The organism is Prevotella sp. 885 (genome assembly GCF_002265625.1).
In the GTDB taxonomy this organism is placed as follows: domain Bacteria; phylum Bacteroidota; class Bacteroidia; order Bacteroidales; family Bacteroidaceae; genus Prevotella.
In genome coordinates, this window is record NZ_NOVE01000008.1 from 1 (window position 1) to 12,031 (window position 12,031).

A 12,031-nucleotide genomic window follows, 5' to 3' on the forward strand; every position below is an offset into this window, starting at 1 on the left:
CAAGCTAAAAACATTCAGGGCTGAATTCAGAGGAGTGAATGATCTGAAGTTCTATCTTTATAGGGTAAAACAGTTATTTGCATAAGGAAATGCAGATTGTTAAAAACACAACAATATTATTTGAGCCCCCATTTGGGCCTGAGCTGATGTCTGATTCAAAATAATCATAATACGAAAAATGCTCGTAACTTCTTGTTTTACAAGTTGTTCCGAGCATTGTAGTTGCGGAGGCAGGACTCGAACATGCGACCTCCAGGTTATGAGCCTGGCGAGCTACCAACTGCTCCACTCCGCGATATTAACCATTTGCGTTATTCAGAATGTTGTTGTGATGTCATTGCTGAATTGCGAGTGCAAAGGTATGGCTTTTTTATTAAACCTCCAAATGTTTTGGCTACTTTTTTAATAAAAACTTTAAAAAACTTGGTTTTTGTCCCTTTTTCTGCGTATTTCAGCGTGTTTAGCTCAGTTTGTCATGTCCAACGTATACGTTTTGCTCCGATTATTCTTACCTTTGCACGAGCTAAAGTATACATATATAATAATGTGATGAGTAAGATTAGGGATATTTGTCTTTCGGAAGGAAGAGTTGAGGATAATGTGGTGAGGGGGCGGTTTGCTCCTTCGCCAACTGGACGCATGCACCTTGGTAATGTGTTTGCGGCGTTGTTGTCATGGCTGTCAGCCAAGTCGCAGGGCGGAAAGTGGCTGCTTCGTATTGAGGATATCGACCCGCAGCGTTCGCATCGCGAGTATGCAGAACTGATAATGGACGACCTGCGATGGCTCGGACTGGAGTGGGACGAGGGTCCTTTCTGGCAAAGCGAGCGTGGCGACATTTACGAACATTATCTGAAGGTGCTTGTCGATAAGGGAATGACTTATCCTTGCTATTGCACCCGTGCTGACATCCTCGCCACACAGGCGCCGCATGAGAGCGACGGACGAGTGGTTTATAAGGGCACGTGCCGCAATCTGCCGCCCGACTCGCGACGCGGACCTGCCGCCATCCGTATGCGAGTGCCGGAGGAAGGAGAGGGCATTGTGACGTTCACGGACGGTCATTACGGACCGCAGACCGTCGACCTCACCTCGCAATGTGGCGACTTCATCGTTCGTCGCAAGGACGGGGCATGGGCTTATCAGCTCGCCGTGGTGGTGGACGATGCCTTGATGGGCGTCACGGAGGTGGTGCGTGGACGCGATCTGCTTCTCTCGTCGCCGCAGCAGATTTATCTCGCCGGTCAGCTTGGCTTCCGTTCGCCTCGCTTCATCCATCATCCGCTGCTCTGCAACGAAGCCGGACAGCGACTTTCCAAGCGCGACCGCAGTCTGGATATGTCGGCTTTACGGGAGCGTTATGCCCCGGAAGAGATAGTCGGAATGCTTGCCCGTGCCGCAGGATTGCAAGCCACGGACGTGCCGATAACTGCCGCAGACCTCCTTCCCGCCTTCTCCTGGAAGAAGATAGGAACGGCGGACTTGACGTTCTAAGTTGTAGGAATAATAGGCTAAAAGGCAGGTTTTTGTTATCTAAAGTGGTAAAATCCGCCTCTTTTATTTGTCCGTATGGATTAATTGCAGTAATTTTGCACATAGCAAAAACTATGTGCAACGTAGTTGGCACTATATATATATTAATAAGGTACAAAGAACAAACGCAGGTCATTATTCGTTATGTCAATATCAAAGACTCGACAAAAACTCGTTGACGTGGCAAGGCAGCTCTTCGCCAAGAACGGCATTGCCAACACCACGATGAACGACATCGCCGTGGCATCCGGAAAGGGTCGCCGCACGCTCTATACTTACTTTAACAGGAAGGAGGACGTGTATTCGGCTGTCATTGAGTCGGAGCTTGAGCGTCTTTCGGACAAGCTCGATGAGGTGGCGGCTATGAAGATGCGCCCGCAGGACAAGATTATAGAGCTTATCTACACCCACCTGAGCATGATACGCGAGACGGTTGTGCGCAACGGCAATCTTCGCGCCGAATTCTTCCGCAACATCTGGATGGTGGAGAAGGTGCGCAAGAAGTTTGACGAGGACGAGATTTCGATATTCCGCAAGGTGTATGCCGACGGAAAGGCGGACGGTGAGTTCGACATTGACGACATCGACCTCGTCGCTGATATCACCCACTATTGTATTAAAGGACTTGAGGTGCCGTTTATTTACGGCCGTCTCGGACACGGCATGACAGAGGAGGCGAGCAAGCCTCTTGTGGCTAAGGTGGTGTACGGTGCCTTGGGCAAACGCATTAATAATTAAATTTTTTTTAAATAAACAAGAAAATGGGATTACTTACAGGTAAGACTGCCATCGTAACAGGTGCAGCCCGCGGCATTGGTAAAGCTGTCGCTATGAAATTTGCGTCTGAGGGCGCTAATATTGCATTCACAGACCTCGTCCTCAACGACGAAATGGCCGCAGGACTCGAGGCTACTCGCAAGGAGATTGAAGCTCTCGGCGTAACATGCCGCGCTTACGCTGGCAATGCTGCCGACTTCGAGGAGACAGAGAATACCGTTAAGCAGATACATGCTGACTTCGGCAGCATCGACATCCTCGTCAACAACGCCGGTATCACCAAGGACGGCCTTATGCTCCGTATGAGCGAGGCTCAGTGGGATGCTGTTCTGAACGTAAACCTCAAGTCAGCGTTCAACTTCATCCACGCTTGCGCTCCCGTAATGCTTCGTCAGCGCAGCGGTTCCATCATCAACATGGCTTCTGTAGTCGGTGTACACGGCAACGCAGGTCAGTGCAACTATGCCGCTTCTAAGGCAGGTATGATCGCTCTCGCCAAGTCTATCGCCCAGGAGCTTGGTCCTAAGGGCGTACGTGCCAACGCTGTAGCTCCCGGCTTCATCGAGACAGCCATGACAGCTCAGCTTCCTGAGGATATCCGCAAGGACTGGATGAAGAAGATTCCTCTCCGTCGCGGTGGTCAGACAGAGGACATCGCCAATGTCTGCCTCTTCCTCGCTTCTGAATTGTCAAGCTACGTAAGCGGTCAGGTTATCCAGATTGACGGTGGCATGAACATGTAATGCTCCGTAACGGAAACTTTTAAGATAATACGCCCTGAGAGGACAAAAGCAAGGATCGGGACCGACTCTTCCTTTTGCCTTCCCAGGGCGTTTTGGCTTATTACGCCAACCAAAGACATCATACACCCCAAGAAATTCTTATCTCTAACGAAACAACACTCTAAAGATGCAAGTAGTCTACGAAGACAATCATATCATCATCGTCAACAAGGCAAGTGGCGAGATAGTACAAGGCGACAAGACCGGTGACAAGCCGCTCTCCGACATCGTGAAGGAATACATAAAGGTGAAGTACGCTAAGCCGGGCAACGTATTCCTTGGCGTGGTGCATCGTCTTGACCGTCCCGTAGGCGGACTCGTTGTCTTTGCCCGCACATCCAAAGCCCTTTCGCGTCTGAACGAGATGTTCCGCACGGGCGACGTGCACAAGACCTATTGGGCTGTTGTCAAGAAACACTCCATCCCTAAGGAAGGCACACTCACCAACTGGCTCGTCCGCAACGAGAAGCAGAACAAGAGTTATGCTTACGACAAGGAGCGCCCGGGAGCCAAGAAAGCCATCCTGAAATACCGTCTGCGTGCCGAGTCGGACAACTATATGCTCCTTGAGGTGACTCTCCTCACCGGTCGTCATCACCAGATACGCTGCCAGCTTGCCCACATGGGCTGCCCCATAAAGGGCGACCTGAAGTACGGAGCGCCGCGCAGCAATCCCGACGGAAGCATCTCGCTGCTCTCGCGCCGCGTAGAATTTGTTCATCCAGTATCGAAAGAACCCATCTGCGTGGAGGCCCCCGTGCCCAACGACCGTCTGTGGCAAGACCTCGCACGCTGATCCTGCCGCTATGTAATATAGCATGCCCCTCTTAAAACCCATCATAACAACACTATCGGATGAAGCCTGTATTAAAGAAAAGTCTTAAGGTGTTAGCGGCGCTAATAGCCTTGCCGCCAACCCTTCTTCTCATACTCTCCATACTGCTATACGTGCCCGCCGTGCAGAACTGGGCTGTAAAGCAGGTGGCAGCCTATGCTTCTGACGCCATGGACATGAACGTCAGCGTGGAACGTGTGCGCCTACGTTTCCCGCTCGACCTTGGTGTGTACGGCTTCCTTGCCACACAGCCCAACGACTCGCTCAAGGGCGTGACCGACACCATTGCCGATGCACGCCTTCTTGTGGCTGGCGTTAAGCTCATGCCGCTCTTCGATAAGCGGGTTGACGTGAAGCGCGTGGAACTGCTGGACGCCAAGATCAATACGGCACAGTTCGTACCTGCCGCCCGTGTTCGCGGTAGGGTAGGGAGCTTGCGCCTCTGTCCCAGTACTGTAAGGCTTTCCGATTCTGATGTTTCGCTCAGCACGCTGCGTCTTTCTTGTGCCGACATTGACGTATGCCTTAGCGACACTGTCCCCGAAGACACCACGCAGAGCGAAAACGTATGGCGCATAGCCCTCCAACGGTTGCATGCCGACCATTCCAACGTCACGGTGCACATGCCGGGCGACACGCTGCAAGTGGCTGTCGGACTTGGACGTACGGACGTTACTTCCGTACTTGTCGACCTTGCCAAGAACCAGTATCAGGTGGGCTCGCTCGACTGGCGTGAAGGATCTTTCGCCTATGACAACAACTTTGAGCGTCCACAGAAAGGCGGACTCGACTATAATCATATCGCACTCTCGCCGTTGGCATTGCGCATCGACTCTCTCTTCTATTCCGACGCAGGACTGAAGATGAGGCTGCGCCGCTGTGCCTTTAAGGAGAAATGCGGCCTTGTGGTGAACGAGATTTCTGGAGCGTTGTCTCTCGATTCCGTCCACGTAAAGCTTCCGTCGCTCTTGCTGCGCACGCCCCATTCGCGCCTGTCAGCCAATATCGACTTCGACTTCAATACGTTTGCCGAGAAAAAAACCGGTCGTCTGAAGGCTAAGATGTATGGCTCCTTCGGCAAGCCCGACCTACAGCTATTCCTTGGTTTTATGCCTAAGAATTTCCTTAGGCAGTGGCCGTCATCGCCTCTCTCCATTGAGGGATCGGTTGACGGCAATATGCAGGCTATGAAGATAGACGCCCTGAAGGTGTCGTTGCCCGGTGCCTTCTCCCTTATGGCAAGCGGAAAGATGCAGAATCTTACGGACATCAAGCGTCTGCACGCCGCCATCACCGCTGATGCCCATACCGACGACATCTCCTTCGTCACCGCACTCTTCGACCCCTCGCTTTCTCGTTCGTTCCGCATTCCGCGTGGCATATCCCTGAAGGGAAATTTCCATGCGGACGGCCCGCGCTATGCCGCTGATTTCACGGCTTCGCAGGGTGGAGGCAGCGTCAAGGGCGACGCCCGCTTCGATATGAAGGGCTATGCTTATCGTGCACGCCTGACTGCCAACTCATTGCGCCTTGCCAACTTCCTTCCTGACCTTGCCGTTGAGCCTTTCACCGGCGAGCTTACAGCGGAAGGAGCCGGACTCGACTTCCTCTCGCGCCGTACGTGGATGGAAGCCAAGGGACGCATCCGCCATTTCAGCTATTCCGGTTACGACCTTTCCAATATGAAGCTTGATGCCACCGTACGCGACGGTGTGGGCAAGGCTGTCCTCGACAGTCGCAATCCGCTCCTCAACGGCATCATCGACCTGCGCACGCTTATCAGCAACCGCCGCTTGGACGCAAGGCTTGCCTGCGACCTCCTCAATGCCGACTTCTATAAGATAGGCCTTACGAAGCGTCCTCTCTCCGCATCGCTCATTGCTGACGTCGAGCTTAACAGCAATCTTAAGAACGACCATTCTGCACGCGGCGTCATCGGCAACATCGTCGTGCGCGATTCTGCCCGCGCTTACCGACCGGAGAGCATTTCGCTGAACATCTTCACCCGTCCTGACTCCACCCATGCCGCCGTAACCTGCGGCGACTTCGCCCTGAAGATGGACGGACACGGAGCCATAGAGCACATCATCGACTGTCTTACACGCACCAACGACGAAGCCATGAAGCAGCAGAAGGAGCGATACATCAATCAGTTGCGTCTGCGCGAACGTCTGCCGCAGCTCTCGTTCTATCTGGACGCAGGAAAGGAGAACGTCTTCTCTCGTACAATACGTCATTTCGGTTACGACTATCAGAACGCCTTTGTTGACATGTCGCTCTCCCCCCAGCGTGGCATCAACGGTTCCGTCCGTCTCGACTCGTTGATAGCTTCCGGCATTCAGCTCGACACCGTACGCCTCTCTTTCAGTTCCGACTCCGTGAAGACGCTGTTCGAGGGACAGGTGCGCAATAACCGCAATAATCCGCAGTATGTGTTCGACGCCCGCTTCCGTGGAGCCTTCCACGAGCAGTCGCTCTATCTCGGCACGCGTGTCTTCGACGCCCGCAACCGACTCGGCGTGGCTTTAGGACTCAGAGCGCAGATGGAGCATAACGGCGTGCGCCTCACGCTCGGCGGCATCGACCCCGTGCTCGGATATAAGGAATTTAAGGTTAACAAGGGCAACTATATCTTCTTCGGCGACGACCAACGCCTGTCTGCCGACATGAAGCTGAGCGCCGACGACGGCATGGGCGTAAAGATTTATTCCAACGACAGTACTGAAGCCCTTCAGGACATCACCGTGGGTCTGACCCGCTTCGACCTTGCCAAGGTGCTGTCCGTCGTGCCCTACGCCCCGAACATCTCCGGAGTGATGAACGGCGACTTCCACGTCGTCAACAATCCCGGAGGCGACTTCACCGTGTCGTCTTCCGTCAGCGTGGCGAAGATGTCATACGAGGGCTGTCCTATAGGCAACATCTCGTCCGAGTTCGTGTATATGCCTAAGGACGGCGGCCTCGAACACTATGTTGACGGCACGCTCTCCATGGACGGCAACGAGGTGTGTACGCTCAATGGCACGTACGACTCGCGTGGTGAGGGAACGCTCAACGCTCACATGGATATGTCGCGCACGCCGCTTAATCTCATGAACGGATTCATCCCCGACCGCATTATCGGTTTCAAGGGATATGCCCAGGGCAACGTCACCATAAAGGGAACGCTCTCCCGTCCGCAAGTCAACGGTGAGGTGTTCTTTGATTCTGCCTACGTTGTCAGCGAACCCTACGGCGTTCAGATGAGGCTCTGCGACGATCCCGTCACCATCACCGACAGCCATCTGCAGTTCGAGAATTTCCAGATGTTCGCCACCAACGGCAGTCCGCTCACCCTATACGGATCATTCGACTTTGCCGACATGGACGCCATGCGACTCAACCTGCGCATGCGTGCTTCCAACTACCTCCTCATCGACTCGAAGGAGACGGCACGAAGCGAGGCTTACGGCAAGGCTTACGTCAACTTCCTCGGAGCCGTCAACGGTCGGCTTGACGCCCTGCGTATGCGAGGCCGTCTGGACGTGCTCGGCTCTACGGACATCACGTACATCCTGCGCGACTCGCCGCTCTCTTCGGACAACCGCCTCGAAGGACTTGTCACGTTCGTCGACTTCCGCCGACCCGAGCAGACCACCGTGCAGCGTCCGCCCATCAACGGACTCAATATGGACCTCACCGTCAGCATCGACGAAGGAGCACACGTGCTTTGTGCGCTTAACACCGACAAGTCTAACTACGTTGACATCATCGGTGGCGGCGACCTGCGCATGCTCTACGACGCTTCCGACGGGCTGAGCCTTTACGGACGCTATACGATAGGCAGCGGCGAGATGAAGTATTCGCTGCCCGTCATCCCGCTCAAGACGTTCAACATCAATGAGGGAGGATACGTTGAGTTCTTCGGCGATCCGATGAACCCGCGCCTTAACATCACCGCCACGGAGAGCACCAAGGCCACGGTCACAACGGACGGAGGTTCAGGACGTAGCGTGGCGTTCGAGTGTGGTGTGGAACTCACGAAGACGCTTAACGATATGGGTCTGCAGTTTATCATTGACGCCCCTGACGACCAGCAGATTCACAATGAGCTGATGACCATGTCGGCGGAGAACCGCGGAAAGATAGCCGTGACGATGCTCACCACGGGCATGTATCTCTCCGACGGCAATCCCAACTCACTCTCCGTGAACAGCGCCCTCAGCGCCTTCCTCAACTCGCAGATCAATGCCATATCGGGCAACGCCCTGCGCACCCTCGACCTCTCCTTCGGCATGGACAACACCATGCTCGGATCCGGTCAGATGCATACAGACTATTCCTTCAAGTTCGCCAAGCGATTCTGGAATAATCGTCTGCGCATCGTCATCGGTGGCAAAGTGTCGAGTGGAGCAGAGGTGGAGAACCAGAACGAGACGTTCTTCGACAACGTCACCTTCGAGTATCGCCTCTCGGCTAACTCAAACAAGTATCTGAAGTTCTTCTACGACCGCGACTCCTATGACTGGCTCGAGGGCTACGTAGAGCAGTTCGGCGCTGGTTTTATGTGGCGCCGCAAGCTCCAGCACTTCAAGGACATCTTCCGCTTCAAGAAGGAGAAGAGCATCATCGACATGTTCCCCGTCGACACCACAAAGCAGAAGAAACCTGCCACAGAAGTAAAATAATAATAAAGGAAAGACGATGAAACCATACAAGTATATATTTGCCATACTCGCACTTGCGCTCCTTGCAGCCTGCTCCACCACCACCTCGGTGCCGGAGGACGACCAGCTGTTCATCGGACTCAAGACCACCAAGTATGTCGACTATGAACCATCCGACCACTTCAATGCCACACGTGAGGAGGTGGAGGCAGCCCTTGCCACCGAACCCAACGGCGCCTTCTTCGGCAGTAGCTCCATACGTCTGCTGCCATACCGCCTGTGGATATATAATGCCTTCTACGATTCAGACACACGCTTCTCCAAGTGGGTGAGAAAGACGTTCGGCAAGGCTCCGGTGCTTATGAGTGGCGTCAATCCGAGGCTTCGTGCACAGGTGGCCACCGAACTGCTGCGTTCGCACGGCTATTTCAGCGGCTACGTAGGCTATGATGTCCTCACGCAGAACAATCCCAAGAAGGCGAAGGTGGCTTACACCGTCAATCTCGGCGAGCTTCATACCATTGACACGCTCGACTACGTCAACTTCCCCAAAACGGCGCAGGCGCTTATCGACTCCACCCGTACCGAGGCGCTGGTCAGGAAAGGCACGCCTTTCAACGTATCCACCCTTGACGCCGAGCGCACCCGTGTGTCGACGTTGCTCCGCAATAACGGCTACTTCTATTATCAGCCCGACTATGCCACCTACCTTGCCGACACCATCGCCGAGCCTGGTAAGGCACAGCTCCGCCTCCATTACGCCGACAGCCTGCCGTCGCTCGTGTCGCGCCAGTGGTATGTGGGACGCATCAACTTAGAGATGCGCCGCTCTGCCATGCAGGAGCTTACTGACACCGTGCGCCGCCGCAACTACACGATGATCTATTCCGGCAAGCGTCCGCCTATACGCCGCTCCGCCATCACACGCGACCTCAAACTGCGTCCGCGCCAGCTCTACAGCTACGCCAATTACCAGCAGTCCATCAATACGCTTACTGCCAAGGGACTCTTCTCACGAGTTGACCTCTCCTTTGCGCCGCGCGACACCACCCCCACCTGCGACACCCTCGATATGACCATCAACTGCGTCTTCGACAAACCCTACGACATCTACCTCGAAACCAACGTCGTGGGCAAGACCACGGGACGTGTGGGTCCGGGCGTTATCCTCGGTCTTACCAAGCGCAATGCCTTCCGAGGAGGCGAGAAGTTGTCCGTAAACCTGAAGGGATCATACGAATGGCAGACCGGACACCGTGCCGACGGCACCAGCTCAAAGTTTAATTCGTACGAGTATGGTGCCGACGTAAACGTAGAGATACCGCGTCTGCTGTTCATCGACCGCTTCCTTAGCAAGATGCGTCACAAGCGTCGCCGTCAGGGCAAGGTGGTCAAGCCGTACTATTCCACCCCCAACACCCTCTTCAAGGCTTCCAGCAACGTGCTCAACCGTTCCGGCTTCTTCAAGCGCCACATAGTCTCCGGCGAGCTTACCTACACCGTCCAGCCCAACGCCACGACGATGCACCAGTTCTCGCCGCTCATCCTCCAGTATGAGTATATGCGTGATCAGACCGACGCCTTCAAGGAAATCCTGAAGCAGAGTCCGTACCTCACCGTGTCGATGGCAGACCAGTTCGTGCCCAAGATGCGCTATACGTTCACGCTCCAGTCGCCCTCGTCATACCGCAATCCCATCTATTGGCAGACCACGGTCAGCGAGGCGTCCAACATTCTCTCCCTTGGCTATATGGCTGCGGGACGTAAGTGGAGCGAGAAGGGCAAGAACATGTTTAAGAATCCCTACGCACAGTTCGTGAAGATTGAGACAGACCTGCGCAAGACATGGCAGGTGGCAGACCACGCCCAGCTCGTGGCGCACATCAATGGCGGCATCATCTGGTCGTACGGCAACTCCCAGAGTTCGCCTTACAGCGAGCAGTTCTATGTGGGTGGTGCCAACAGCATCCGTGCCTTCAATGTGCGCAGCATCGGACCGGGCCGCTATTACACCAATCAGTCACGCCTTTCCTATCTGGACCAGACGGGCGACATAAAGCTGCAAGCCAACGTGGAGTTTCGTCCGCGCATCTTCGGCAATCTCTACGGAGCCGTCTTCCTCGATGCCGGCAACGTGTGGGCGATGCGTGACGACGGCTATCGTGCAGGATCGAAATTTAACATAAAGAACATATTCAAGGAGACGGCGTTAGGCACGGGCATCGGCGTGCGTTACGACCTCGACTTCTTCGTGCTGCGTCTCGACTGGGGCATCGGTCTGCACCTCCCCTACAAGAGCGGTTTCTATAATATGCCAAGCTTCGGCGACTCGCAGAGTCTGCACTTCGCCATCGGCTATCCGTTCTGACACCCCTATATAAACAAAGCAAAACAGGCTGTTACTCTTTGCGAAGTAACAGCCTGTTTTGCTTTCATTTCCTATTCGTTTTTTAGAACATCTTCTCAGGATAAACACCGTCGTCGGCAAGCTTCTGGAACTTAGCCACTACGTCCGGACGATCCTCAGGATATGTCACGCCGAACCACTTGCTTGTGGTGTCGAGCACCTCGCATGTAGCAGTGCCGTCGTGGATGAGCTTGTCCACCATCAATGGGATGAAGAACTCGCTCTTGAGGTTCTCCATGTTCTTCGGGTCAGAGAGGAACTCCTTGAAGTAAGCCTCGCTGTGCTGGAAGTAGTCAGGAGTGAAGCCCCAGAAGTTCATCGATACCGGAGTGGTGTCAGGGATAGCCACCCATGTCTCGCCGTCGTCAGCCAGATACTTCACCACGCCGTCGAAGCGCTGAATCTTGGTGCGCTCCACGACAGAAGTAAGGTGGTGGTGCTCGTCGTTCTCGCATACGCCACGGCTTACTGTGCCGCTCTCAGAAAGCGTGTTGCCGACGCGGAATCCCACCATGGCATACTTGCCGGTTGATCCCTCAGGCAGCTCGCTGAGCCACTTGCCCATCACGCGGAATGCGTCACGATCGTAGAAGTCGTCGCAGTTGAGCACGGCGAAAGGCTCGTTGATAACCTTGGCGCCCATCATGAGAGCGTGGTTCGTACCCCAAGGCTTTGTGCGTCCCTCCGGGCATGTGAATCCTTCGGGGAGAGCGTCGATGCTCTGGAACACCAGCTCGCACGGGATGTGACCCTCATACTTAGAGAGCACGATACGACGGAAGTCGTCCTCAAAGTCCTTGCGGATTACGAAGACCAGCTTGCCGAAGCCAGCGTTGATGGCGTCGTAGATGCTGTAGTCCATGATGGTCTCGCCGTGAGGGCCGAGCTCGTCCAGCTGCTTGAGGCCGCCGTAACGGCTGCCCATTCCTGCTGCGAGGAGGAAAAGTGTTGGTTTCATATTTATTGATTTTTGTTTATATGATTATAAAGATATACAAAAGTAACAAATATCAACGGAATAATAGAAGTTTTGCCGTAAAAAATCACTACT

The 12,031-nt window shown here is 54.3% G+C and carries 7 protein-coding genes and 1 tRNA gene; 6 read left to right on the top strand and 2 right to left on the bottom strand.

Annotated features, from left to right (window positions below; all coding sequences use genetic code 11):
• Positions 1 to 222: 222 nt before the first annotated feature.
• Positions 223 to 295: transfer RNA gene (locus tag CHL74_RS04455), tRNA-Met, on the bottom strand.
• Between the two features lie 254 nt (positions 296 to 549).
• Here CHL74_RS04455 and gluQRS point away from each other — a divergent pair.
• The 6 genes from gluQRS to tamL all read left to right on the top strand — a co-directional run bounded on the left by gluQRS (position 550) and on the right by tamL (position 10,941).
• The gene (gene gluQRS / locus CHL74_RS04460; protein ID WP_094879968.1) at positions 550 to 1,494 is read left to right on the top strand and encodes a tRNA glutamyl-Q(34) synthetase GluQRS; all 945 of its coding nucleotides are present in this window, start codon (positions 550 to 552) and stop codon (positions 1,492 to 1,494) included.
• A gap of 183 nt (positions 1,495 to 1,677) precedes the next feature.
• Positions 1,678 to 2,271 carry a TetR/AcrR family transcriptional regulator gene (locus CHL74_RS04465; RefSeq protein WP_094879969.1) on the top strand — a complete coding sequence of 198 codons (594 nt, stop codon included), beginning with the start codon at positions 1,678 to 1,680 and terminating at the stop codon, positions 2,269 to 2,271.
• 23 nt (positions 2,272 to 2,294) lie between these two features.
• Positions 2,295 to 3,053, top strand: coding sequence for a 3-oxoacyl-[acyl-carrier-protein] reductase (gene fabG, locus CHL74_RS04470; protein ID WP_094879970.1), 759 nt, complete (start codon positions 2,295 to 2,297; stop codon positions 3,051 to 3,053).
• Between the two features lie 166 nt (positions 3,054 to 3,219).
• Positions 3,220 to 3,888: an RluA family pseudouridine synthase gene (locus CHL74_RS04475; protein WP_094879971.1), complete on the top strand. Its 669-nt coding sequence runs from the start codon at positions 3,220 to 3,222 to the stop codon at positions 3,886 to 3,888.
• Positions 3,889 to 3,947: 59 nt separating this feature from the next.
• On the top strand, positions 3,948 to 8,594 hold the full coding sequence (locus CHL74_RS04480) for a translocation/assembly module TamB domain-containing protein (protein WP_094879972.1): 4,647 nt from the start codon (positions 3,948 to 3,950) through the stop codon (positions 8,592 to 8,594).
• A gap of 16 nt (positions 8,595 to 8,610) precedes the next feature.
• Positions 8,611 to 10,941, top strand: coding sequence for a translocation and assembly module lipoprotein TamL (gene tamL / locus CHL74_RS04485; protein ID WP_094879973.1), 2,331 nt, complete (start codon positions 8,611 to 8,613; stop codon positions 10,939 to 10,941).
• 82 nt (positions 10,942 to 11,023) lie between these two features.
• Here tamL and CHL74_RS04490 read toward each other — a convergent pair whose 3' ends face one another.
• Positions 11,024 to 11,938 (bottom strand): nucleotidyltransferase, encoded by a 915-nt coding sequence (locus tag CHL74_RS04490; protein WP_094879974.1) that lies wholly within the window; start codon positions 11,936 to 11,938, stop codon positions 11,024 to 11,026.
• Positions 11,939 to 12,031 lie beyond the last annotated feature (93 nt).

Bases quoted from the DNA above. Each gene is read 5' to 3' on its own strand.
- CHL74_RS04475 (WP_094879971.1), top strand. From the start codon at position 3,220: ATGCAAGTAGTCTACGAAGACAATCATATCATCATCGTCAACAAGGCA.
- gluQRS (WP_094879968.1), top strand. From the start codon at position 550: ATGAGTAAGATTAGGGATATTTGTCTTTCGGAAGGAAGAGTTGAGGAT.
- tamL (WP_094879973.1), top strand. From the start codon at position 8,611: ATGAAACCATACAAGTATATATTTGCCATACTCGCACTTGCGCTCCTT.
- fabG (WP_094879970.1), top strand. From the start codon at position 2,295: ATGGGATTACTTACAGGTAAGACTGCCATCGTAACAGGTGCAGCCCGC.
- CHL74_RS04465 (WP_094879969.1), top strand. From the start codon at position 1,678: ATGTCAATATCAAAGACTCGACAAAAACTCGTTGACGTGGCAAGGCAG.
- CHL74_RS04490 (WP_094879974.1), bottom strand. From the start codon at position 11,938: ATGAAACCAACACTTTTCCTCCTCGCAGCAGGAATGGGCAGCCGTTAC.
- CHL74_RS04480 (WP_094879972.1), top strand. From the start codon at position 3,948: ATGAAGCCTGTATTAAAGAAAAGTCTTAAGGTGTTAGCGGCGCTAATA.